Annotated in this window: 19 protein-coding genes and 1 pseudogene; 8 read left to right on the forward strand and 12 right to left on the reverse strand. The window is 54.8% G+C overall.

Going from position 1 to position 22,243, the window contains the following annotated elements:
• Positions 1-87: 87 nt before the first annotated feature.
• Positions 88-1,548: an MFS transporter gene (locus HFD92_RS17060; RefSeq protein ID WP_009093150.1), complete on the forward strand. Its 1,461-nt coding sequence runs from the start codon at positions 88-90 to the stop codon at positions 1,546-1,548.
• Positions 1,541-2,758 carry a monooxygenase gene (locus tag HFD92_RS17065; RefSeq protein WP_167429354.1) on the forward strand — a complete coding sequence of 406 codons (1,218 nt, stop codon included), beginning with the start codon at positions 1,541-1,543 and terminating at the stop codon, positions 2,756-2,758. The genes HFD92_RS17060 and HFD92_RS17065 overlap by 8 nt, the downstream gene beginning before the upstream one ends.
• A gap of 35 nt (positions 2,759-2,793) precedes the next feature.
• On the opposite strand, the gene HFD92_RS17070 is transcribed toward HFD92_RS17065, so the two are convergent.
• The 7 genes from HFD92_RS17070 to HFD92_RS17100 all read right to left on the reverse strand — a co-directional run bounded on the left by HFD92_RS17070 (position 2,794) and on the right by HFD92_RS17100 (position 9,869).
• A complete protein-coding gene (locus tag HFD92_RS17070; protein ID WP_009093148.1) occupies positions 2,794-3,444 on the reverse strand; it encodes a methionine ABC transporter permease in 651 nt (216 codons plus the stop codon).
• Positions 3,428-4,531, reverse strand: a complete 1,104-nt coding sequence (locus HFD92_RS17075; RefSeq protein WP_167429355.1) for a methionine ABC transporter ATP-binding protein — start codon at positions 4,529-4,531, stop codon at positions 3,428-3,430. The genes HFD92_RS17070 and HFD92_RS17075 overlap by 17 nt, the downstream gene beginning before the upstream one ends.
• A 2-nt stretch (positions 4,532-4,533) precedes the next feature.
• Positions 4,534-5,340: a MetQ/NlpA family ABC transporter substrate-binding protein gene (locus HFD92_RS17080; RefSeq protein ID WP_167429356.1), complete on the reverse strand. Its 807-nt coding sequence runs from the start codon at positions 5,338-5,340 to the stop codon at positions 4,534-4,536.
• A 24-nt stretch (positions 5,341-5,364) separates the two neighbouring features.
• The gene (locus HFD92_RS17085) at positions 5,365-6,723 is read right to left on the reverse strand and encodes an LLM class flavin-dependent oxidoreductase (protein WP_167429357.1); all 1,359 of its coding nucleotides are present in this window, start codon (positions 6,721-6,723) and stop codon (positions 5,365-5,367) included.
• Positions 6,720-7,910, reverse strand: coding sequence for an SfnB family sulfur acquisition oxidoreductase (locus HFD92_RS17090; protein WP_167429358.1), 1,191 nt, complete (start codon positions 7,908-7,910; stop codon positions 6,720-6,722). Before HFD92_RS17090 ends, HFD92_RS17085 begins: the two co-directional genes overlap by 4 nt.
• Before the next feature lie 9 nt (positions 7,911-7,919).
• The gene (locus HFD92_RS17095) at positions 7,920-9,131 is read right to left on the reverse strand and encodes an SfnB family sulfur acquisition oxidoreductase (protein WP_167429359.1); all 1,212 of its coding nucleotides are present in this window, start codon (positions 9,129-9,131) and stop codon (positions 7,920-7,922) included.
• Between the two features lie 270 nt (positions 9,132-9,401).
• Positions 9,402-9,869: an SgcJ/EcaC family oxidoreductase gene (locus tag HFD92_RS17100; RefSeq protein WP_167429360.1), complete on the reverse strand. Its 468-nt coding sequence runs from the start codon at positions 9,867-9,869 to the stop codon at positions 9,402-9,404.
• An 838-nt stretch (positions 9,870-10,707) separates the two neighbouring features.
• Here HFD92_RS17100 and HFD92_RS17105 point away from each other — a divergent pair.
• On the forward strand, positions 10,708-11,745 hold the full coding sequence (locus HFD92_RS17105) for a tyrosine-type recombinase/integrase (RefSeq protein WP_167429361.1): 1,038 nt from the start codon (positions 10,708-10,710) through the stop codon (positions 11,743-11,745).
• A 227-nt stretch (positions 11,746-11,972) separates the two neighbouring features.
• On the opposite strand, the gene feoB is transcribed toward HFD92_RS17105, so the two are convergent.
• From feoB to HFD92_RS17120, 3 genes and pseudogenes are all read right to left on the reverse strand, one after another.
• A complete protein-coding gene (gene feoB / locus HFD92_RS17110; protein WP_167429362.1) occupies positions 11,973-14,297 on the reverse strand; it encodes a Fe(2+) transporter permease subunit FeoB in 2,325 nt (774 codons plus the stop codon).
• Complete coding sequence (locus tag HFD92_RS17115; protein ID WP_140029902.1) at positions 14,297-14,521, reverse strand: FeoA domain-containing protein; 225 nt, start codon at positions 14,519-14,521, stop codon at positions 14,297-14,299. The genes feoB and HFD92_RS17115 overlap by 1 nt, the downstream gene beginning before the upstream one ends.
• A gap of 168 nt (positions 14,522-14,689) precedes the next feature.
• Positions 14,690-15,271, reverse strand: a pseudogene (locus HFD92_RS17120) (Rpn family recombination-promoting nuclease/putative transposase).
• Positions 15,272-15,626: 355 nt separating this feature from the next.
• Here HFD92_RS17120 and HFD92_RS17125 point away from each other — a divergent pair.
• The 3 genes from HFD92_RS17125 (at position 15,627) to HFD92_RS17135 (ending at position 17,714) form a co-directional block, all read left to right on the forward strand.
• A complete protein-coding gene (locus HFD92_RS17125; protein WP_167429363.1) occupies positions 15,627-15,908 on the forward strand; it encodes a hypothetical protein in 282 nt (93 codons plus the stop codon).
• A gap of 910 nt (positions 15,909-16,818) precedes the next feature.
• Complete coding sequence (locus HFD92_RS17130) at positions 16,819-17,055, forward strand: YgdI/YgdR family lipoprotein (protein ID WP_009093133.1); 237 nt, start codon at positions 16,819-16,821, stop codon at positions 17,053-17,055.
• 353 nt (positions 17,056-17,408) lie between these two features.
• Entirely contained in the window at positions 17,409-17,714 is a 306-nt protein-coding gene (locus tag HFD92_RS17135) for a hypothetical protein (protein WP_058958130.1), read from the forward strand.
• A gap of 67 nt (positions 17,715-17,781) precedes the next feature.
• Here the strand turns inward: HFD92_RS17135 and HFD92_RS17140 are convergent, their stop codons facing one another.
• The gene (locus HFD92_RS17140) at positions 17,782-17,958 is read right to left on the reverse strand and encodes a DUF2256 domain-containing protein (RefSeq protein WP_072215522.1); all 177 of its coding nucleotides are present in this window, start codon (positions 17,956-17,958) and stop codon (positions 17,782-17,784) included.
• A 1,213-nt stretch (positions 17,959-19,171) separates the two neighbouring features.
• Here HFD92_RS17140 and HFD92_RS17145 point away from each other — a divergent pair.
• The gene (locus HFD92_RS17145; RefSeq protein WP_167429364.1) at positions 19,172-19,573 is read left to right on the forward strand and encodes an H-NS family nucleoid-associated regulatory protein; all 402 of its coding nucleotides are present in this window, start codon (positions 19,172-19,174) and stop codon (positions 19,571-19,573) included.
• Positions 19,574-19,805: 232 nt separating this feature from the next.
• Here the strand turns inward: HFD92_RS17145 and HFD92_RS17150 are convergent, their stop codons facing one another.
• Positions 19,806-21,368, reverse strand: coding sequence for a sensor domain-containing diguanylate cyclase (locus HFD92_RS17150; RefSeq protein ID WP_167429365.1), 1,563 nt, complete (start codon positions 21,366-21,368; stop codon positions 19,806-19,808).
• A 275-nt stretch (positions 21,369-21,643) separates the two neighbouring features.
• On the opposite strand from HFD92_RS17150, the gene HFD92_RS17155 reads away from it, so the two are divergent.
• On the forward strand, positions 21,644-22,045 hold the full coding sequence (locus tag HFD92_RS17155; protein ID WP_167429366.1) for an H-NS family nucleoid-associated regulatory protein: 402 nt from the start codon (positions 21,644-21,646) through the stop codon (positions 22,043-22,045).
• Positions 22,046-22,243 lie beyond the last annotated feature (198 nt).

Genomic DNA, 22,243 nt, shown 5'->3' on the forward strand with positions numbered 1-22,243 from the left:
ATCGTTATCCATATTTGTTGGTTGTTTACTGCGTCGGGAATACCTATAAAAGCCTCGTTACCTGCTGAACATAATAACGAGGATACGATGAGTACACTGAATATTGACGACACCCTGACCATCCCGCCGCCCCACTCCACGCCGGTGCGTTCGGTGAGCGACGTGGCCCGGCTTATCAACAGTAAAAGTGAGAAAAACAGCTACGCCCGCTGGATCGTGTTTCTGGCGCTGGGCGGTGTGTTTCTTGATGCCTACGACCTGACGACGCTCTCTTACGGCATTGATGATGTCGTCAGGGAGTTCAGCCTGACGCCGGTGCTCACCGGGCTGGTGACCTCCTCCATCATGATCGGCACTATCGTGGGCAATCTGATCGGCGGCTGGCTGACCGATAAATATGGCCGCTACTCCGTATTTATGGCGGATATGCTCTTCTTTGTCGTCTCGGCCATCGCTGCGGGTCTGGCACCCAACGTCTGGGTGCTGATTGGAGCGCGCTTTCTGATGGGGATCGGCGTGGGGATCGATCTGCCGGTGGCTATGGCTTATCTGGCGGAGTTTTCTAAATTCTCCGGCAAAGGCAATAAAGCGTCGCGCCTCGCGGCCTGGTGCCCGATGTGGTATGCCGCCTCATCCGCCTGTTTCTTCATTATTTTTGCGCTCTATTTTCTGCTGCCTGCTGAACACATCGACTGGTTGTGGCGCGCCTCGCTGCTGTTTGGTGCCGTACCGGCCCTGCTGATTATCGCGGTGCGCAGCAGATTCATGAACGAGTCTCCTCTCTGGGCAGCTAATCAGGGCGATCTGCGTGGTGCGGTGCGTATCCTGCGGGACTCTTACGGCATCGAGGCGCATGAAGTGCAGCCCGAAAGAGGCGTTACCGTGAAGGCAGCGCCGAAAGTGAGTTTCCGGGTGCTGTTTCAGAAGCCTTATCTGGAGCGCACGCTGGTCAGTGGGGTGATGAACGTCTGTATCGCCTTTGAATACACCGCCATCGCCTTCTTCCTGCCGTCGATCCTTGCGCAGTTTCTGGGAGCGGGCGTCTTCGAAACTATCTCTGCCTCGCTGGGGCTGAATGCGCTGTTTGCCTTTACCGGCGGCCTGCTGGGCATGCGGCTGGCGTGGAAATTCCCCTCCCGTCATGTGGCGATTGCCGGCTTTGCGCTGCAGTTTATCGCGCTGATCTCGCTGGCACTGATTGGTCATCCGCAGGCGACGACGGGCGTGGTGGTGGCGGTGCTGATGCTCGGTCTCTGGCTGTTTGCTGAAGGTTTCGGGCCCGGTGCGCAGTTGATGATCTATCCGGCACTCTCCTACCCGACGCATATCCGGGCCACCGGCGTCGGCTTCAGCCGCTCGCTTTCCGGCATTGGCAGTGCGCTGGCGCTGTTTATTCTGCCCATTCTGCAGGCGCGCTACGGCACCAACATGTTCTGGATTGTCTCTCTCGCCGCCCTTATTCCGATTATTTTCCTGTTGATCGTCCGGTTTGAACCGACCCGACAGGACATTGATGAACAACCCGCCACAGGAGACGATCATGTCTGAACTCAACCCGACTGAATTTGCCGCGCTGCGTGACCATTTCAGACCGCTTTTTGCCCGTATTGCCAGCGAGGCGGCGGCACGGGAAACCGGCCGCACGCTGCTGCATGAGCCGATCCGCTGGCTGAAAGAGGCCCGGTTCGGCACACTGCGAATCCCGAAAGAGGACGGCGGCTTTGGTGTTTCGCTGCCCCAGCTCTTTTCGTTACTGACTGACCTGGCCGAGGCAGATTCGAACCTGCCACAGGCGCTGCGCGCGCACTTTGCCTTTATCGAGGATCGCCTGAACCAGCCTGACAGCGACGCACGCCGTCGCTGGTTCCGGCGTTTCGTCGACGGTGAGCTGGTGGGCAGCGGCTGGAGCGAGGTCGGCGCGGTGAAGCTGGGTGAGGTGATCACCCAGGTTTCCCCCGCGCCGGCGGGATGGGTGATCAGCGGTGAAAAGTTTTACAGCACCGGAACCCTCTATGCCGACTGGATCGATGTCTATGCAAAGCGGACGGACAACGGCCGTGATGTGATTGCGCTGGTGAACACGCACCAGAACGGGGTGGAGCGCGATGACGACTGGGATGGTTTCGGGCAGCGGCTGACCGGCAGCGGCACCACCCGCTTTCATCAGGCCGGGGTTGAGCAGCCCCACGTTTATGATTTCAGCGAGCGCTTCCGCTATCAGACCGCTTTTTACCAGCATGTCCTGCTCGCAACGCTGGCGGGAATTGGCCGGGCGGTGGTGCGCGATGCGGCACAGGGGGTGGCGCAGCGTAAGCGGATTTACAGCCACGGCAACGCCCCTCAGGTGAGGCAGGATGTGCAGGTGTTGCAGGTGGTGGGACAGATCAGCAGCTGGGCCTGGGCCGCCGAAGCCGCCGTTGAGCGCGCGACCCACTCACTGCAGCGGGCGTTTGAATTACAGCTCAGCGGCGCGGATGATGCAGCGCTTCACGCGGCTAACGTGCTGGCAGAAGTGGAATCGGCTAAAGCGCAGACCGTAGCCACGGAGCTGGTGACGCGGGTCGCCACGGAGCTGTTTAATGCGCTTGGCGCGTCGGACACCCGCGTCAGCAAGGCGCTGGACCGCCACTGGCGTAACGCCCGCACGGTCTCATCACACAATCCGGTGATCTACAAAATCCGCAATGTGGGTGACTGGGAAGTGAACGGCAGCGATCCGACGTTCATCTGGCAGATAGGCAATGGCGAAGGCGCGTGAGATCGCTAAGGCCGGGAGTTCCCGGCCTTAACCGCTCAGCGATGATTCAGACGACGCGACAGCCGGTCACCGCATAACTGAAGCAGCGTGACCAGTGCGACCAGCACCACAATGACCGTCACCATGACCTGCATGTCAAAGCGCTGGTAGCCATAGCGATAGGCCAGATCCCCTAATCCCCCGGCACCGATGGCACCCGCCATGGCTGAGGCGTTGATCATGGTGACCAGCGTAATGGTGAAACCACTGACAATGCCAGGGCGCGCCTCCGGCAGCAGGACATGCCAGATAATGTGCCAGCGATGAAAACCCATCGCCTGCGCCGCTTCGGTCAGCCCTTTATCCACTTCCCGCAGACTGACCTCCGCAATGCGGGCAAAGAACGGGGTTGCCGCCAGGGTCAGCGGCACGACGGCCGCCCAGACGCCGTAGGTCGTCCCGACGATCCAGCGGGTAAAGGGGATTAACGCCACCATCAGAATCAGAAAGGGTATGGAGCGGAAGAGATTCACTATCCAGCCCAGCACCCGATTGAGTGCCGGACTGGGAAAGAGATCGCCCCGTCCGCTGACCACCAGAATCACCGCCATCGGCAACCCCAGCGCCAGAGCCAGCGCAGAGGAGACGCCAACCATCAGCAGGGTGTCCAGTAACGCGGTCCACAAACGATCAATAGCCTGTGACATAACCCACTACCTCCAGTCGATCGGCAATGTGCGCCAGTTGAGCGGTGACGGATTGCGCCTCATGCTGTGCATCCAGCAGCACCAGCAGCTGCCCCACCGGTTTCTGTTCCACCCACTCAATCGCGCTGTGGATCAGCGTGATTTCCCCCGGCACCCGCGCGCCCAGCGCGCCGATGTCGGGCCGGGCACCCTGTCCGGTGTAGCGCAAACGCACTAACAGCCGCGCATCCTGATGCAGCCGGTGATCACTCAGGCGGGCGGCAACGGATTCGGGCAGCGTCTGATGACCGGGATTGAGCAGCTGACGCGTGGTTTCCTGCTGCGGGTCGCTATAGACCTGCCAGACCGGGCCGCGTTCGATGATTTCCCCCTGATCGATGACCGCCACGTTGTGGCAAAGGTCATGCACCACTTCCATCTCGTGGGTGATCAGCACAATGGTGATATGACGCTGCTGATTAATCTTTTTCAGCAGCGCCAGAATCGCACGCGTGGTCTCGGGATCGAGTGCTGAGGTGGCTTCATCGCACAGCAGCAGTTCCGGGTCGTGCACCAGCGCACGGGCAATACCGACGCGCTGCTTCTGCCCCCCGGAGAGCTGTGCAGGCCAGGCGTGTTGCCGCGCTTCCAGCCCGACCAGCGCCAGCAGTTCATCCACCTTTCGCGCCCGCGCCGCCGCCGGCACGCCGGCGACCCTGAGCGGCAGCTCAATATTCTGTCTGACGGTTTTGGCGGAGAGCAGATTGAAGTGCTGAAAGATCATGCCCGTGCTGCGCCGCCATTCGACCAGCTGCCGCGCGCCCAGCGCGCTGATGTCGGTGCCGTCGATGACGATGCGTCCACCGGTGGGATCTTCCAGGCGATTCAGGCAGCGGATAAGCGTGGATTTACCTGCGCCGCTGCGGCCGATGATGCCAAAAATCTCACCGCGCTGGATCTCCAGATTGATGTGATGCAGCGCATCGGCCGTCTGACCGGGATAGCGTTTACTGACCGCTTCCAGCCTGACGTGAGCAGCAGCGTGGGTGCGGATTTCGGCGGCGGCATGGGGCAACGCCGTCGCGTCAGGAATGACCAGGCTGACCATCGTTACTGACTCCAGCCCGGCTGATAGAGTTTGCCGTAGAAGCTGTCGAGGCTGGCGCGTACCACCGGCGAATGTTGATAGATATCGACAAATTTTGCCAGGCGCGGATCGTCCTGGTGCCCCTCCCGAATCACAAACTGAATCACATATTCCGGATGTTCCAGCCCGTCGAACAGCAGCGCGTGATTCGGATCGATGGTTTTTGCCAGACGCAGATAGTGCGGATACCCCTGCGCCAGGTCGACCTCTTCCAGCGACCGTGAGAGCTGTACCGCTTCGACCTCAATGATTTTCAGCTTCTCAGGATTGCTGACGATATCATCGACCGTGGATTTCAGTCCGGCGCCCGGTTTGAGGGTAATCAGCCCCGCCTTCTGCAGCAGGAGTAATCCACGCGCGCCGTTGATTGGATCGTTGGCGATGGCGACGGTGCCCCCTTCCGGCACCTGGTCAATGGCGCTGTGCTTTTTAGAGTAAAGCCCGATATTGTTGATGATAGCAGGCGCATAAGCGACCAGATGGAACCCTCCTGACTGATTAGCGTTCTCCAGAAAAGGCTTATGCTGGAACAGGTTAACGTCGATATCGCCATTCTCCACGCTGACGTTGGGCGCAGTCCAGTCGGTAAATTCAACCAGTTCAACCGCCAGCCCCTGCTTTTTCGCTTCCGCCACCGCCGTCTCCAGCGGCGGGGCAAAGGCCGCGGTCGTGCCCACTTTGAGCGGACCGGAATAGTCTGCAGCGGCGACGGCAGAGAGTGTCAGCAGCAAGCCGCCCAGCGTGGCGCGTAATCTGTTTGTACGTGTCATGATGATTCCTTGAGGTTAAGCGGATCAACGACGGCCGGTGGTATGACGCCACTGCGCCGCCGGGTGGCGATCGGGCAGGCGATCCTGCTGAAAGAGTTTGTTGCGCAGTGATCCGGGCTGATAAGTCGTTTTGTAGCGACCGCGCTGTTGTAATTCCGGCACGACTAACTCGATAAAATCACGGTAACTTTGCGGGTTAAGAATGCGGGTCAGGTTGAAGCCGTCGATATCTCCCTCATCCATCCACTGCAGCAGCGCCTCCGCAACCTGCGCGGGATTGCCGATAATCAGGGGATAACGACTGCCCATGGCGTGCTGCTCCAGCAGGCGACGGCGGGTCCAGCCGCTGTACGCCTGACTGACCGACTCTATTGCGCGAGTTTCACCGCTGATGATGGGCTCATCGGGACCGAAAGCTGCCAGATCGAGGCCAATCGAGCTGGAAAAATGGGCGATACCCGCCTCCGGGCTGGCATATTCGAGATAGCTGCGGTGCTTCTCCTGCGCTTCCCGCTCGGTCGGAGCCACAATCACACCGACTCCCATAAAAATACGCAGGTCCTCTGCACGGCGGCCCGCTGCGGTCGCCGCTTCACGCAGCCGCTGCGTCTGCTGACGCATTGCCGCGGGTGTCGCGGCATTGACGAAGGTGCACTCGGCATGACGCGCCGCAAACTGAATGCCACGGGCAGAGGTGCCGGCCTGGAACAGCAGCGGCGTGCGCTGGGGTGACGGACTGCTGAGGTGATACCCCTCAACCTGATAAAACTCCCCCTGATGTCTGATGGGATGAATTTTGCTGGCATCGGCATAAAGACGACGCTGGCGGTCGACGACGAGGGCATCATCCTGCCAGCTGCCTTCCCAGAGCTGATAGCTGACGTCGAGAAACTCATCCGCCTGAGCGTAACGCTGGTCATGCGCGAGCAGCTGTTTGTTACCCATCGCCCGTGCAGCACTGTCCAGGTAGCCGGTGACGATGTTCCAGCCAATCCGCCCCTGCGTAAGGTGGTCGAGCGTCGAGAGACGACGGGCAAAGGGAAACGGTGCTTCATAGCTGAGGTTGGCGGTCACCGCAAAACCGAGATGCTGTGTGACGCCCGCCATGGCTGAAACCAGCATCAGCGGATCGTTGACCGGCAGCTGAATCGACTCGCTCGCCGTCAGCCCGATACCCTGCTGATAAACGTCATAGACGCCCAGGATGTCCGCAATAAACAGTCCGTCGAACAGCCCGCGCTCCAGCAGGCGTGCCAGATCGGTCCAGTAACTCAGGCTATTGAATTCGGTGGAGTGATCCTGTGGGTGTGTCCACATGCCGTGATGAATATGCCCGACACAATTCATGTTGAAGGCGTTGAGCAGAACCTGTTTCTGACTCATAGCGTGCCCCGGCGCGGTGGCAGTACGCCATTGAGCAGGAAGTTGCCTATCGCGGGATATTTCCAGCGCACCGGATCGTGCAGGGTATGAGTGCGCGCATTGCGCCAGTGGCGGTCGAGATGATATTCACGCAGGCTGGCTCGTGTGCCGCCGAGTTCAAACAGGAGGTTAGCGGCCTCCAGTGCCACCTCGGTGGTCCAGGCGCGCGCTTTCGCCACCGCAATCGAAGCCTGCGCCACCGTATCAGCGTCAGGCTGGTGTTGCGCAACGTCGATGGCTGCACCCGCCTCCGCGATGAGCGCCTCGCCGGCCCGCAACCGTGCCGCCAGACGCCCGGTGCGATCGAGCGTTAAGGGGTCCTCACAGGCGCGGGTCACGCCGCTGTCTGGCCACGGCCGGGCACGCTGACGCAGAAAGTCGAGCATGTCATGAAACGCCGCCTGGGCAATGCCCTGATCGATCGCGGCATGCAGGATCTGTGCAAAAGGGCCCAGCGAGGTCGGCCGCTCAAATGCGGTCTGAAACGGCACCACATCGTCTGCCTCTACCCTGACGTTCTCAAACAGGACGCTGCCGCTGCCGGTGGTGCGCTGGCCGAAGCCACTCCAGTCATCAATAACCGTCACGCCTGCCTGATGTCGGGGCACAAATACCAGCTGCTCTTTCTCGTCTTCGTCGCGCGCCGCCGTGGGAATGCGATCGGCAAACAGCGCACCGGTGGCGTAAAATTTAGTGCCGTTAAGGACATTATCGCGGATCTGTGTGGTGCGCTGATGCGCCGCGCGGGAGGCAAATTCCGCCAGTGCATTTCCCAGATGGACGCCAGCCAGTACCTCGCTATAAAAGCGTTGCTTTTGTGATTCGCTGCCGTTGAGGCGCAGGACTTCCAGCGCGTAGAAGTGATTCTGCGGAACCTGCCCTATCGCCGCATCGGCCTCACTGAGCAGGGTGATAACGGAGGCGAGCGTGGCGGTTGAAACTGCAATGCCGCCATACGCCTTTGGCACGGTGATCGCCCCCAGGCCTGACTGAAACAGTCTCTGCAAGGGGGCATAGGGCAGCTCACGTTCGCGATCCCGCTCGGCGGCACCCGCACGGAACGCCTGCGCCAGTTGCGCGGCCACGTCCAGCGTCTGTTGCTCACTGCGGAGGCGGTCGGCGGGCTGTTTCGGCTGAACCTGACTCATTCTTTCTCCTTAAATCCACGCATGGCGCGCAGGGTAGATCGCATTGAGGTAGTAATTGCCAATGGCGTGGGTTTTCCAGCGCACCGGGTCATGCAGCGTGTGGGTGCGGGCATTGCGCCAGTGGCGGTCGAGTCCATGCTGCAGCAGCGTCGCGCGGCTTCCACCCCATTCCAGCAGCTTTTCGCTGGCACGCAGCGCGATATCGGTGGTCAGCACCTTGGCTTCCGCCACGGCAATTGAGGCGGCGGCGCTGTTTTCCGCCGTCAGAGGCTGCGAGGCCAGCGAATCAAGGATCCGGGCCGCCCGTCGCAGCAGGGCATTCGCGGCACTCAGTTCGGTACTGATGCGCCCGATGTCAGCCAGGATATAGGGATCATCAGCGTTGCGAGCGACGCCTGCATCCACCCAGGGACGTGAGTGATGACGGACAAACTCCAGCGCATCGTCCAGCGCGCCCTGCGCGATACCGGCATCAATCGCTGCCTGAATCAGCTGTGACACCGCACCACGCAGGGTCGGTTTGTCTGACGATGGCAGGGGAATGATTGCGTCAGGCCTGACGATGACCCGATCAAGCCTTACCGTTCCGCTGGCGGTGGTACGCTGACCCATCCCTGACCAGTCATCCACGATCTCCACCCCTTCGGCAGGCAGCGGGATAAAAGCCATGGCCGGCTTGTCGTCCTCCTGCAGTGCGGTCGTGACCAGGATATCCGCGAACAATGCGCCGGTTGAGTAGAACTTCTCCCCGCTCAGACGCGATGTCTGACCCTCACGCACCAGTCGGGCCTGGATGTCGCGCGTATGGCGGGTGTTCTTTTCAGGGCCACCATTGCCCAGTCGCTTGCCACTGACCACCGCCTGCAGCCATTTTTCCTGCTGTGACGGTTCGCCTTCGCCAAGAATGAACTGGATCAGGCCAAAGTGATTCTGCGGGATCTGGCCCAAGGAGGGATCGCTGGCCGAGATGATGCGGAAAACCTCCGCCACGGTCCCGAAATCCAGCCCGCCACCGCCAAAGCGGCGTGGCACGCTGATGCTGCCCAGTCCGAGCCGGGTAAACTGACTGAGCAGTTCACGGGGATAGAGCCGCTGCTGATCCCGGGCAACAGCACCCGGTTTCGCCTGTTCAGCCAGCGCATGTGCGGCCTGAATGGCCTGTTTTCGACAGGTTATGACAGCCGCCTGAAAGGTTTCGGGTGGATCGGAAATAAGATTCATGGCGCTTCCGGTAAAAGAGCGAGACATCAAATCAGGCAGGCTGATATTGAGTGCATCACATTAATTAACGTTGAAAGCGATAATAGGCAGCTGGTCAGAACGAAGTAAATAGCGCGGTTATTACAATATCCGCAAAGCTAATTCATATTGCAGCTTTGCATTTTAAATGCATATATGTCTGGTACTACAGAAGGGAAAGTGTCGATTTATATGAAATTAAAACCAGCTTCAGAGGCTGGTTTTAATTTTTATGGTAATGATGTGCAGGGATTATTTGCTTGCCGACTCAGGCATGGCCGAGGAGTGATGGGTCGAAATTTTCCAGCCTTTTCCATCCCAGACGTAAGTAAACGTATAGCGCGCGGTTACCTGCGTATTATCTTTAAACGTGAAGGTATAAACGCCGGCATCAATCGCTTTATTACAGCCGGTTCTGATGGTGCGGGAGTTGATTTTACCGCGCGGCCCTTTTTTCAGAAAGTCTTTGAAATAATCAATCCGTTCCTGATCGGTGAGCCTGACGTGGTTGGAGATGGTGGGCAGTAATACCGCATCACTGACATAGAGTTGCGAAACCTTCGTCGCATCGCCGGTTGCCAGCGTGTCATTCCACTTGTCGAACAGGCTGGCGACATCCTGTTCAGAGGCTTTAATGCAGGTTACCGGCTGCTGTGCCAGCGTAATGGCGGGCGCACAAAGCAGACCTGTCAGGCATAATGACAATAATGTTTTTTTCATGAAATAGTCTCCATTAACTCATCCTGGCTTAGGGTGGCGCCCTCTCTGATCTCTGAGAAAACACCGGTAAATACGGGTTAAAGTAAGGAATCGTGAATCTGAAATGTAAAGGATTTAATTAGTTTTTGATGCCGTAATGAATAAAAAGCAGCCGGGTTTAGTTATTCTTTTGTTAAGCCTGTCTGTCAGTGCTCTGCTATTATGACGTAACGTTACCTTACGCTCTGCTCTGCATAAAACTTAAATCTCTGATATGCGATTATTTAGATTTATATGCTGATTTCATGTTCTTCTCATTGGTTTGTTAACGGCGTTAAGGCGAATTTTTCAGGAGTAAAGCAGGGGGCACAGATAACGTGTTCGCAGCGTTTCGGGTGATATTTAAAGCGGAGGGAAATATAGCATTGCAGTTTTTTAATCAGCGCCAGATGGCTAATTACTTCACGACCGGACTTGAAGATTCTGAGTTAAAAATAAACCATCAGCTTCGCTGCCTTCCCGCTTAAATTCGGATAAACCATGGCGCGATTTCTGAATTTCATTCCTGATCCTCTTTCCTGTCACTTTCCATCCGGTGTCGATATCCTCGCTAACGTTAGCGGATGCCTTGCGGCCGTCGTTGCCTCCTGATGAAAAAGTGGCTCATCTGGCTGGCTTCGTATAATTATTCTTATACGAAGTCATGACAGTATGGATGCGCCGGGTTATGATGACAGACAGTCAAAACCACTTTGTAAAATGGCAGCGCTACGCAAATTCTGGCCGGTTGACCCCCTGCTTTTTTTTCAGAATTCACGTAGCGCGATCAACGCTGTTTTCGGTCAATCAGTGAGCAAAAATGACAGAGCTAGTGCCGTTAACTGAACTGCAGATGAACCGGAGCGGGGATATCGCTGAACGCCTCAGACAATTTGTGCAGGACAAAGAGGCCTTTTCGCCTAACACGTGGCGACAGCTTCTGAGCGTGATGCGGATCTGCAATCAGTGGTCGGAAGAAAATCAGCGCAGCTTCCTGCCGATGAGCGCTGACGATTTGCGCGACTATCTTACTTTCCTGGCTGAAAGCGGGCGGGCTTCTTCTACCGTTACGTCACATGCAGCTCTGATTTCGATGTTACACCGTAACGCCGGTCTGCCCGTGCCCAACTCCTCGCCGCAGGTTTTTCGTGCGATGAAGAAGATCAACCGGGTGGCGGTAATGAGTGGCGAGCGGGCGGGACAGGCTGTGCCCTTCAGGCTCAGCGATCTGCTGGCGCTGGACAGGCAGTGGTCAGGTGCTGACAGCCTCCAGGCGCGCCGCGATCTGGCCTTTCTGCACGTCGCATACGCAACGCTGCTGCGTATCAGTGAACTGTCGCGGTTACGGGTGCGCGATGTGATGCGTGCCGGTGATGGACGTATCATTCTGGATGTGGCCTGGACTAAAACCGTTGTACAGACCGGTGGGTTAATTAAAGCCCTCAGTACGCGTTCCACCCAGCGGCTGGAGGAGTGGCTGGAGGCATCCGGGCTTTCCGGCCAGCCCGAAGCCTATCTGTTTACCGCTGTCCACCGCTCGGGACGCTCCCTCCCAGCCGAAAAACCTATGAGCACCCGGGCTCTGGAGCAGATTTTCGAACGCGCCTGGCGCTGTGCGGGAAAAACCGGAGGCGTGAAAGCCAATAAAAATCGCTATACCGGCTGGAGTGGCCACAGCGCAAGGGTCGGCGCAGCACAGGATATGGCAGACAAAGGCTACCCCATAGCCAGAATCATGCAGGAAGGCACCTGGAAAAAGCCGGAGACGCTGATGCGCTATATTCGTCATGTCGAAGCCCATAAAGGGGCCATGGTGGAGTTTATGGAACAGCATGCTGATGGCGCATGGCCTGATTAATGCTGACAAAAAAGCGGGCTAAGCGTCTTCGGCGGATGAAGTTATCCACAGAAAAAGTGGACAGCCTGTGAGTAAACCGGTACGGGACAGCACTTTTCGGGCTTTATTCCTGAACCATCTCACTGATTAACAGGCGGTTTCGCCGTTTCCTGACGCGTCGCCGCCATTGTATTCAGATCTCCGGCCTTGCCCTGGTCAGTAACTGACGCTATCACCGGGTGATCGGGTCAGGCATATCCGCCCTGCTTATCACAATTGCCGTGGCAGCCCTGACAGCGTCCTTTCTCCTCCCTGAACATGATGGGGATGTTCTGCACACGGTTCCCTGCTTTGCGCAGTGCCAGCAGAATGATGACATTCAGCACCACGACACATAAGATGCAGATCGCGCTGAATGCGGGATGACGGGCAAACGTGACCGCCTGATAAAAGAGCGTTGCCGTGGTGTAGGCGATGTTCAGTCCCCAGAAAAAGGAGAACATCATCCATTTTTTGCCTGCTTCGCGTGCAATCGCCCCCATGACGGAGACACAGGGGACGTAAAGCAGCACAAAAATCAAATAGCTATAGGCGGCAAAGCCGCTGCCAAATTTATCCGACATCACATTCATCGGGCCGGAGGCCATCTCACCATCACCTTTACTGGCTTCAATCGGATGCGCCAGTGCATCAATCCTGAACGCAGCCGCTAAACCAGCCCAGGTGTCAGTCAGCGCCTCTCTTAACTCTCCTCCCAGGTCAAAAGCCTGCGGATCGAACGGGCTGCTCTGAATCGCCTCGGTAGTGTAAAGACTGTTGAGTGTTCCCACTACCACCTCTTTCGCCATAATACCGCTCACCAGTCCGACGGTGGCCTGCCAGTTATCCTGTGTGACACCCATCGGCAGCAGCGCCGGCGTAATCGCTTTACTGGTCGCAGCCAGTGCGGAGTGGTTAATGTCATTCACCAGCTGGCCATTGAATGCAAAACTGCTCAGTACACCAATCAGCATGCTCACCAGGATGATGACCTGCCCGGCCCGCACCACAAACATTTTCAGCCGTTGCCACGTCTGCAGCAGCAGACTTTTGAGATGGGGCCGGTGATAGACCGGCAGCTCCATGATAAACGGTGAGGCTTCACCTCCCAGCAGGGTATGCTTGAGTACCAGCCCGGTCACGACCGCGACGACAATCCCCAGCAGATAGAGGGAAAAAACCAGGCTGGAGCTGTGCGCATGAAAAAATGCCGCAGCGAAAACCGCAAAGATCGCCAGCCGCGCACCGCACGACATAAAGGGTGCAATCAGCACGGTCAGCAGACGCTCACGCGGCGTGTCCAGCGTGCGTGTCCCCATCACTGACGGCACGTTACAGCCAAAGCCAACAATCAGCGGCACAAATGATTTGCCCGGCAGGCCCAGTGACTGCATCAACCGATCCATCACAAAGGCGGCGCGAGCCATGTAGCCCGAGTCTTCCAGAAAAGCGAGGAACAGGAACATCAGGCCAATCTGCGGAATAATCGGCAGCACGGTGTTGATGCCAGCCCCGATCCCCTGCGCCAGAAACACCGTCAGCCAGGCCGGGAAGTGACAGACCGCACCCAGCCATTGTGCACCATGAATAAATATCGCCACCGAACTGCTGTCGAATAGCGGCTGCAGGGCGGCGCCGATATTGATAGAGAGCACGAACATCACATACATCACCGCCAGAAAAATCGGAATGCCCAGCCAGCGGTTCAGCACAACCTGATCAATCCGGCTGGTCAGATTCGCGGGCGCAGCCTGATCGCTATGACTGACGGCCGCACAGATTGCATTAATGGCGCGATAACGATAGTCGGCAATCTGTACACCCGCCTCTTCGCCCGCCTGCTGCCTGATTTCAGGTAAGTGGGCTTCCAGTTCCGGGCAAAGCTTCAGACTGTTGATGTCGCCTTCCAGCAATTGCAGGGCCAGCCAGCGGCGTTTCTGCGGCGCTAGGGTGGCAGACATCTGCTGACAAAGCTGCCCGATCGCCGATTCAATCGCTGCCGGGTAGCGCACCTGCTCCGGTGCGCGGTAAATCTGCGGTTCATCGATCAACGCCTTAAGCTGTGCAATGCCGTCACCTCTGGTTGAGGTCAGTGAAACAACCGGACAGCCCATCCGGGCTGACAGGGCTTCCGTATTGATAGTGATGTTCTGGCTGGCGGCGATATCCTGCATGTTGAGGGCAATAATACAGGGCAGCCCCAGCTCCAGCAGCTGAAGCGTCAGGAACAGGTTGCTTTCGAGACGGGAGGCATCGACGACGTTAATCACGATGTCGGCATGCTCCTGATAAAGGTACTGGCAGGCGATGCTTTCATCGATGGAGCTTTCGGCAGATAGGGTTGTCAGCGAGCGGGTTCCCGGTAAATCGATGAGCCGGACATCTGACCGGGCCGTAAAGAACTGTCCCTCCTTACGCTCAACTGTGACGCCCGCCCAGTTCCCCACCCGCTGGCGGGCGCCGGTGAGCTGATTAAACAGCGTTGTTTTACCGGTGTTAGGATTACCAATCAGCCCGATGGTTATCTTTTTCATCAGACGATCTCCTCCAGAATAATTGCGTCCAGGTCACCCTGTCGCACCGCCAGAGTGACACGACGGGTTGAGATCTGTACCGGGTCACCCAGGGGGGCGACACGAATAATTTCAATCACTGCGCCCGGCAGCATGCCCATCGTCAGTAATTTCTGACGCCAGGTAGAATTGACCGAGGGCTGATAGCCCACTATCCGGTAGGAGCAGCCTGTGTGAATTGCCATACCCTGTTCTGCCTCTGAGTAAGAAGCACTTATTCTACAAATGATAAGCGTTTCGATTTTTGATCTGACGTCGGACAGGCAGGGGAAAATGGCCGTCAGGGTCAACGGCAGTTCAACAGGCTGTTAAGAGGGATAATTCAGCGGGATTAACGGGAGGATGAGTCGAACTCAGTGGCGGATTTGTGCCAGTTCCTCGTCGGTCAGGCCTGACGGTATCGCGGTCGAGGCCATTCTGCAGCATCGTCCGCGCAATTTTCAGGGTTGCGTCGCGTTCACCTTCAGAATGGCCTTTCTCTCTGCCAATCTGAATTCCTTCCTCGATGCCTTTTTGCTCAAGTTGTTGTGCGATGGTCATGAGTGCGTCTCCGTGTTGCGGCACACGCTGTGCCAGTTCGCGAACAAAGGATTGGGCGTCGGATGTTTAGCCTCCAGATGACGCTGCATGGCCGCCACCGCATAGCGCATCAGACGGAAGGCCATATGTTTGTCGGGCGTAGACTGATGCTCAATCAGAACATGAATGTAACCGTCACCAGCGCGTGTTTTAAGGCTGTAAAGCACGTCGCTGAAATATTGCCGCAGGTCATCCTCGACAAACGAACCGGATTCCAGTGTGAGTGTGCTGAGATCGCATATTTCCCGAAGCTCTGCCGGAAGATGGATTTCCATAAAATCACGGGCAACATCTGGCTGGGTCAGAAATTGACGGAACATAGCGTCATGATGCGCAGGGGTATAGTTTGTCTTCATCTGCCCTGACTCCGAAATAGGGACATGTTCACTACCAGAGGCGCAAGAGCAACGATGCAGAGTTACAACAGGCGTTATTTAAACCCAAGGCACACGGCTCAAAACGTCATGCTCTTCTTACTCACGTTCTGTTTACCTTTTTAACCTGCAATAAACCTGGTTCGTTTTTTTAAAGGGATATCGTGCGCCTGAAAAAATGTCAATCGAAACAGTTCGATTAGCTATTCTCTTCAAAAAAAATTAATCGTTATTCTGGCCTGCTAATCTATTGAACCAGCAGCGTGAAAAAAGACTTTTTTGATAAAATGACGCCGCAATACCCACTTGATGTAACTTAAATGTAAAAGGAGTTAATATGCGCTTATTAAATATATCAGAAGCGAAAAGCGTCAGCGGTGCTGATATCGGCTATACAGAGTTACTTGGGATGTGGAATGAGGCGGGCCTGAATTCAGATTGCTGCTTCAATTATAATCGAGCCGCTAAAAGTATTAATGCTATCGGTCTGGCCAGCGCGACTGAATACAAAAGCTGGAACAATGCATCTATGGGTGAAGCCGGATGGATGCTCAACGAGGCGGGCGAGAAAGTGACCTGGTTTAATAACGGCCTTTTTATTGCTTTTCAGGTCAGTTGATTTGGCCTGCGCAATGGGCGAATCGGAGCATTATCTGACCTCGTGATACCGGAAAAGGTTTCTGCTACGCAGGAACCTTTTATTTAAGTTCAGCAGTGAGTTTACTGACCGGCCGCTATATCTGATCTGACATCCGTCGTTAAGATTAGTTACATCATGCATATGCTAATAAACTGCTGTTACGGCCCTTCGGGCCGTGCGGGGCGGCCTGTCAATGAGCACTCGGAGTTTCAGAACAGCTCGATGATAATTGTCAGAGAGGGGCAGCGGGACGCAGGCTCGCTCAGAGAATAGTGACCGCTCTTATTGGTTGTTGTAACTAACATATAGATTGATGACTCATAATCTGGCCTTTCTTTTCCGCCTGCACATCAGGGCGCAGACCGCCGTGGCTTCGATTAGCCGGTATAAGTGCCAGGATGCTGTTATGGATGCTATATCCTGCTCTTTGAATGTCTTTGAAAAGGTCATCCCTCACGGGCTGTTAAGCAAGTAACATCATTAAATCCGCCCTGATTCGGCAAACGCCCTCCCCTGGAGTCGGCTATAACGCCTGAATGACTCGGCAATTTATGGAATAAAGAGCTGCTCAGATGAGTGGCAAATATAGGGTTAATTTGAAATCCAATAGTAACGTGTAATGACATTGAGGCTTTATCCCGATGAGATATCTTTGGATACCGTCAGACATAAGCGTGTGTGCTCTTTGGCGTCATTGTTCTGCCAGAAGTTAAAGCGGCTTTTAGTGGCTGGATAAGAATGCCGTTAAGAGAGAGGCTCAGCTTGTTATAAATGATCCAGATCAATTTAATTCACATAAATTTTTTGAACGCCCTACCGTTATCACGTCGTTTAAGAATGCGAAAACATAATACGGCATTGTCTTATACAGGAATAAACGGGAACGGTTATGAAATCCTCTGCCTTTATCCACAGAAGTGCCATTATCCTTGCCATGATGCTCTCAGCCATGTCACTGGCTGCCTGCTCCGGGAGTTACATCATCTCAACCACGGATGGTCATATGATTACCACCAAAGGCAAGCCGGCTAAAGACAAAGAGACCGGCATGATTGCCTATAAAGACACAGATGGAAATATGCATCAGTTGCAGCAGCATGATGTTAAGGAAATTGTACAAAAATAGGCCTTTTCTGCACTGAGCAGAATCACCACATCCTCTGACTCCACGGAAAACAGATTCGATGGAATGTCGTTTGAGCGTTCCTGGCTAAGCACTGTGTGCCTCTTCCTCTGCAATGGCGACAGGCCTCAGCGAAGAACAGGGTAAACACTTCACCATCCTTGAGGCAGAGGCGGGCCGTTTCGCCAGCGGTATCTATCCGGACAGTCAGGGGATAAATATTCGACAGATGGCGTTGAGGTTGCTCAGGCAGGAACGGGCTAAAGCCTGGAGACTGGGCCAGTAATTATGACCGCCAGCATTACAACCACGTGTATCGGCGGCAGTATGACCTTTTAATAATCGCTGAGAAACAGATGATGAAACCTTTCCTGTTACTTTTCTTCACTCTCTGTCTGACCGGATGCGTTCAGTACAAATGGGTTAAACCTGATGCCTCTGATCAGCAGGAGATGATGGCGGAAACCGCGTGTCAGGCTCAGGCATTGCGTGAGTTGCCACCTGATAACATTGTTAGTGGCAAATACACGTCTCACGACGACAAGCATAAAACAACGGATACCGACTACTCCACCAGTGACGCGAACGAAAGTCAGCGGGAAATTCTGGTGAAAGATTGTATGTTCAGACAGGGCTGGCAGCAGATTGAGGTTCAGCAGTAAGATCCTGATGACGAGCGTGGCCGGGAGAACGCCTTCTGGCCCGTTCTCTCTCGCCGTTTAAATGGTTTTACAGAGGATCGTTCTCCGCCTGATCCCTGCGCTGAGCATGCGCCGCGCGTCGGCAGCGTTCAGAACAGTATTTCACTTCCTCCCAGCATCTTTCCCATTTTTTCCGCCAGCTCATCGGTTTTTTGCACATTTGACAGTAACGAACCGGTAATGACTTTTTATTCCCCTTAAACACGTTACTCCCCCCACCTAATCAATCACAACGCTGCTGTTAACCCTTCTGTTCACTGAGTGTAGCTCAACCCGACAGCGCAACGTTTTCCGGATCAGCGATAATGTTATCCTCAGGTTCAGAACTACCCTGTCTGTTTTAACCGTGTAAAATCTGACCATATTATCCGGCGAGACTGGCCCATTAAAGCCTGACCCGACATCGACATCTGTATGCTGGCAGTTATATCCCGCGTTTTGCTATGGAAGCCCTTCAAGGCAAATTAATTACATCCGGCAACAATCGGACTCTGTTAATGCCTGCCAGGTTAGCGGATTTCAGAAGCGCTATTTTGCAGGGTGTCCTCCGGCATGCTGTCGATAGCTGGGCACTTTGCAATGTTTTTACGATGCTGTTCATCGGAGCTTCACCCATCTCAGACAGCAACGATGTGCCACGTTTAATGCATCCTGTGCAATAATACCGTCAGATAATATTACGCAGGATGACATTAGCGCTCCTTCAGGTCCTTAGTTGTCCCGTCCGGCCCTGAACGCACAGTAATTAGAACTGTAAAAATTCGCTCTGAAGTGTGGATTAACGTCGCAGGATTCCGCTTAAGTTGTATCCATCTGTTTAAGTACCTATCCCCGTAACGCATTAAAGCCAGACGGCATGACCGTTAGTAAACCCTTTGCATCAGAATAATGTTAACAGCAACAGGTCGCCTCAACTTAAAATTAATTAAATACAGTAACTTACAAATAAAAACAGACTAAATGACCTGCCTGGAATTAACCGCTCTGGCGTTATTTAATTAGCATTTTTACAGCATAATTTTGCTTAACGGTATAAGCACTGGCCGTTTATATGACGCCTGGTGTAAATAACTTTATCTTTTTTAGCTCTTGTGTCTGACCTGAGAGCACACGGCTTCGCTTGAAAGCTGGCGAACAAGTCTGGTGAATGACTGAATTATCCGATGAGGACCATCAGGTTTTTTTTGACACCGTACGTGTGAAAAGGGTAAAACAGCATAAATTTACTTTTGTTTAACGCTGATGCGCTAAATAGAGTTTCAACTCTCTCAGAAAGCGATTAATATGACTGTGTTGAACGCCAGGTTCTGTATTTGATTCTTCGAAGGCAAGCATCTTAAAAAAAGCAGGTCTGACGAAAAGCATCAGCGTGAACCCGCTCTGTATTTTATTATCTGAACATGACTATGGTGACTTTGATGAGTGACACTCTCAATAGCTTGAATAATATCCGTACCCTTCGCGCAAACGCTCGCGAACTTGATCTTGCTGCTTTAGAAGAAATGCTGGAAAAACTCTCTGTTGTCGTTAGCGAGCGTCGTGAAGAAGCGCAGGCTTCAGAAGCCGCTAATCGTGAAAAAGCAGAAAAACTGGCAAAATACCGCGAATTACTGCTGCAGGAAGGTATCGATCCTAACGAGCTGTTAAATGGTATGCAGACTGCGCCGGCAGAGAAGAAAAAGCGTGCGCCCCGCCCTGCCAAATATCAGTACACTGATGAAAATGGCGAAGTTAAGCAGTGGACCGGTCAGGGCCGTACTCCCTCTGCGATTAAAGCGGCTATTGATGACGGCAAATCGCTGGACGATTTCCTGATTTAATCCGTTATGCGTTTATGAAAACCCGTCTGGCAACGCCAGGCGGGTTTTCTGCATCCTGCTGTTAAGCGAAATGTCCTTAAACCAGCGCGATAATGCTGGCATCCCATCCTCTTCCCGACACCACGTTATTGCCTGAGCGGCTAAGCAGATTAGCGCTAACCTGTATCGTTAACGCCTTCCGTTAATATGCGCAGACAGAAATAAACCGCTTTAGGGTTTTAATGGCTGAATTTCAGCGTTGCGGATCTTCAACCATTGCCTGGTTACGCCCTGTCCGTTTTGCGCGATACAGAGCCTCGTCCGCGCGCGCGATCAGCGCCTGAGGTGCTGACGGAGAGTCAGCCGCCAGGCTTACAGCACAGCCTGCACTCAGCGTGACATGCTTTTGCGGCAGTTCAGATGTGAGATGCGGAATATCAAGCTGATTAACCGCTTCGATGAGGGTCTCAGCGAGATGAAGCGCAGAGGATAGCGGCTGACCGGGCAGGATAATCGCAAACTCTTCTCCCCCGTAGCGGGCCGTGAGTGCGTTTTTACGCAGGGTGTTTTCTGCCAGCACGGCAGCGACTTTCTTCAGACAATCATCACCGGCCACATGGCCATAGGTATCGTTGTAACGTTTGAAAAAGTCGATATCAAACAGAATCAGTGACACAGGCTGGCCGCTGAGCGCCGCCTTCTGCAGACTCTGCTTCAGCATTTGATCAAAATGGCGACGGTTGGCGACGCCCGTCAGGCCATCGCTGTGTGCCAGATCTTCCAGTGAGCGGTTAGCTGCGGTCAGCTCATCGCGCAGCCGGGTCAGCTCACGCTGATACCGTAGCGTATGCCGTGCCTGACGCAGTACAAAGTTACCTAACAAAATAATAACGGCCAGCAGAATCAGGCTCAGTATCAGATCCTGTACCCAGCCTCTGAGCCAGTGATGAAACAGGGCGCGTTTATCATATCCGGCGGCAACCACCAGCGGATAGCGCTGCGATCGGACAAAACCAAAGATCCGTTGTTGACCATCCAGCGCGGCGGTCCACTGACCGCTGCCTTTGTCCTTATTTGCCAGCATCTTCAGGAAAAGCGGACTCACCGAGAGGTTTTTACCGATGTAGCTATCCGGCATTGGCCGGGCGTAGAGCACCGTACTGTCTGCCAGCATCAGCACCAGCACATCCCCTTCACTGAGTTCGTAGTAGCTGTAAAAACGGCGGAAATAGTCCACTTTGATGGTAGCCAGTAAAACGCCACGAAACCCGTTATAGGCATCATTAACGCGCAGCGTCACCGGAATCACCAGTTCATGCGTGGTGCGACTGCGTAGCACCGGGCCAACATGCAGAGTGTTTCGCAGGGTGGAACGGTGATAAGCAAAATATTCGCGATCGGCGTTATTGATGTCAGGCGGGATACGGTTCATGGATGTGGCTATCCACTTACCGTGTGCATCATAGTAAAACAGGCCATGAAGCTGCGGCAAATGGCTCTGCAGCAGGCGCATTGTCTCGCTCAGCCCCCGGCCATCCACCCCGCTCGTCGCAATCTGTTTTTCGAGCTCGCGCTGTAATTCACGCAAAGAGAGTTCGGTCTGTAAAAACGTATCGTCGGCCTGACGCGCCTGCGACAGCGACAGGTTGACCGCCATATCTTCAACTTTCCTGACGGTGTTATTCCAGTCTTCACGCAACGACCAGAGATCGGATCCAATCACCAGGACAGCAAGCAACACGCCCGACAGCGTTATGCTTCTGAGAAGGGGGGAAATCCCTGACGCTGTCTCATCATTTCTACGGCGAAACGTCATGCCTGTCCTTAATAAAACCTGATGACTGATTTAAGCACAGTTATCCCCCGGCAAAAATGCAAATCCCGTAATCCCCTTTCGATAGCGATAATTGCTATTTTTTCAGCAGATTCCGCTTTTATATTACGCCATCTCACATCACGCAACACACCCAAAACCGGAAAGGCAGAGCATAAATCTACAGAGAGACTTCAAATGGCATGCGGGTCAGTGTTACCCTTGCCCGCTGAAAAATTTGCACTTTATTGATTAACTTGAGTATTTGAGAATTTTGTATGAATAAGAACCTGAACAGCCTGAATAATATCCGCACGCTTCGCGCCGAGGCACGCCATCTGACTGTGGCCACGCTGGAAGAGTTACATCAGAAATTAGAGGCCGTGGTGAACGAGCGTCGCGAAGAGGAAAATGCGCGGGCAGCAGAGGCGCGTGAGAAGGCGGAGAAACTGGCCTTCTACCAGGAGCTGTTGCAGGAAGAAGGCATTAATCCGGCGGAGCTGGTCAACAGCACCCCGACCCCGGCTGCCGGTAAAAAGAAACGGGCGAAGCGCCCGGCGAAATACCGTTACAGCGATGAACAGGGCCAGGTTCACTTCTGGACGGGTCAGGGCCGGACACCCAGCGTAATCAAAACAGCCATTGATAAGGGTCAGTCGCTGGATGACTTCCTGATCTGATCAGGGTGAACGTACTGCCGTTACGCTGATGGCCCGCTGCAGCCGTTGGCCGTATTCAGGCATGACCAGGGTCTGATCCTTGCCCTGGTCATGCCCCATTCCGCCGCCTATGTTATTAAACACCGGTCGATCAAGAAACTGTGCCTGACTACCTTCCCGTTAAGGCGGCACCACCAAGCGCCTTAGCGATAGCCATGC

This window comes from Pantoea sp. EKM101V (assembly GCF_011800325.1).
GTDB lineage: Bacteria > Pseudomonadota > Gammaproteobacteria > Enterobacterales > Enterobacteriaceae > Pantoea > Pantoea anthophila.

Bases quoted from the DNA above. Each gene is read 5' to 3' on its own strand.
- HFD92_RS17095 (WP_167429359.1), bottom strand. From the start codon at position 9,131: ATGAATCTTATTTCCGATCCACCCGAAACCTTTCAGGCGGCTGTCATA.
- HFD92_RS17065 (WP_167429354.1), top strand. From the start codon at position 1,541: ATGTCTGAACTCAACCCGACTGAATTTGCCGCGCTGCGTGACCATTTC.
- HFD92_RS17090 (WP_167429358.1), bottom strand. From the start codon at position 7,910: ATGAGTCAGGTTCAGCCGAAACAGCCCGCCGACCGCCTCCGCAGTGAG.
- HFD92_RS17155 (WP_167429366.1), top strand. From the start codon at position 21,644: ATGAATAAGAACCTGAACAGCCTGAATAATATCCGCACGCTTCGCGCC.
- HFD92_RS17085 (WP_167429357.1), bottom strand. From the start codon at position 6,723: ATGAGTCAGAAACAGGTTCTGCTCAACGCCTTCAACATGAATTGTGTC.
- HFD92_RS17080 (WP_167429356.1), bottom strand. From the start codon at position 5,340: ATGACACGTACAAACAGATTACGCGCCACGCTGGGCGGCTTGCTGCTG.
- HFD92_RS17150 (WP_167429365.1), bottom strand. From the start codon at position 21,368: ATGACGTTTCGCCGTAGAAATGATGAGACAGCGTCAGGGATTTCCCCC.
- HFD92_RS17100 (WP_167429360.1), bottom strand. From the start codon at position 9,869: ATGAAAAAAACATTATTGTCATTATGCCTGACAGGTCTGCTTTGTGCG.
- HFD92_RS17075 (WP_167429355.1), bottom strand. From the start codon at position 4,531: ATGGTCAGCCTGGTCATTCCTGACGCGACGGCGTTGCCCCATGCCGCC.
- HFD92_RS17145 (WP_167429364.1), top strand. From the start codon at position 19,172: ATGAGTGACACTCTCAATAGCTTGAATAATATCCGTACCCTTCGCGCA.
- HFD92_RS17115 (WP_140029902.1), bottom strand. From the start codon at position 14,521: ATGGCAATTCACACAGGCTGCTCCTACCGGATAGTGGGCTATCAGCCC.
- HFD92_RS17060 (WP_009093150.1), top strand. From the start codon at position 88: ATGAGTACACTGAATATTGACGACACCCTGACCATCCCGCCGCCCCAC.
- HFD92_RS17135 (WP_058958130.1), top strand. From the start codon at position 17,409: ATGATGAAACCTTTCCTGTTACTTTTCTTCACTCTCTGTCTGACCGGA.
- HFD92_RS17125 (WP_167429363.1), top strand. From the start codon at position 15,627: ATGCGCTTATTAAATATATCAGAAGCGAAAAGCGTCAGCGGTGCTGAT.
- HFD92_RS17105 (WP_167429361.1), top strand. From the start codon at position 10,708: ATGACAGAGCTAGTGCCGTTAACTGAACTGCAGATGAACCGGAGCGGG.
- HFD92_RS17130 (WP_009093133.1), top strand. From the start codon at position 16,819: ATGAAATCCTCTGCCTTTATCCACAGAAGTGCCATTATCCTTGCCATG.
- HFD92_RS17070 (WP_009093148.1), bottom strand. From the start codon at position 3,444: ATGTCACAGGCTATTGATCGTTTGTGGACCGCGTTACTGGACACCCTG.
- feoB (WP_167429362.1), bottom strand. From the start codon at position 14,297: ATGAAAAAGATAACCATCGGGCTGATTGGTAATCCTAACACCGGTAAA.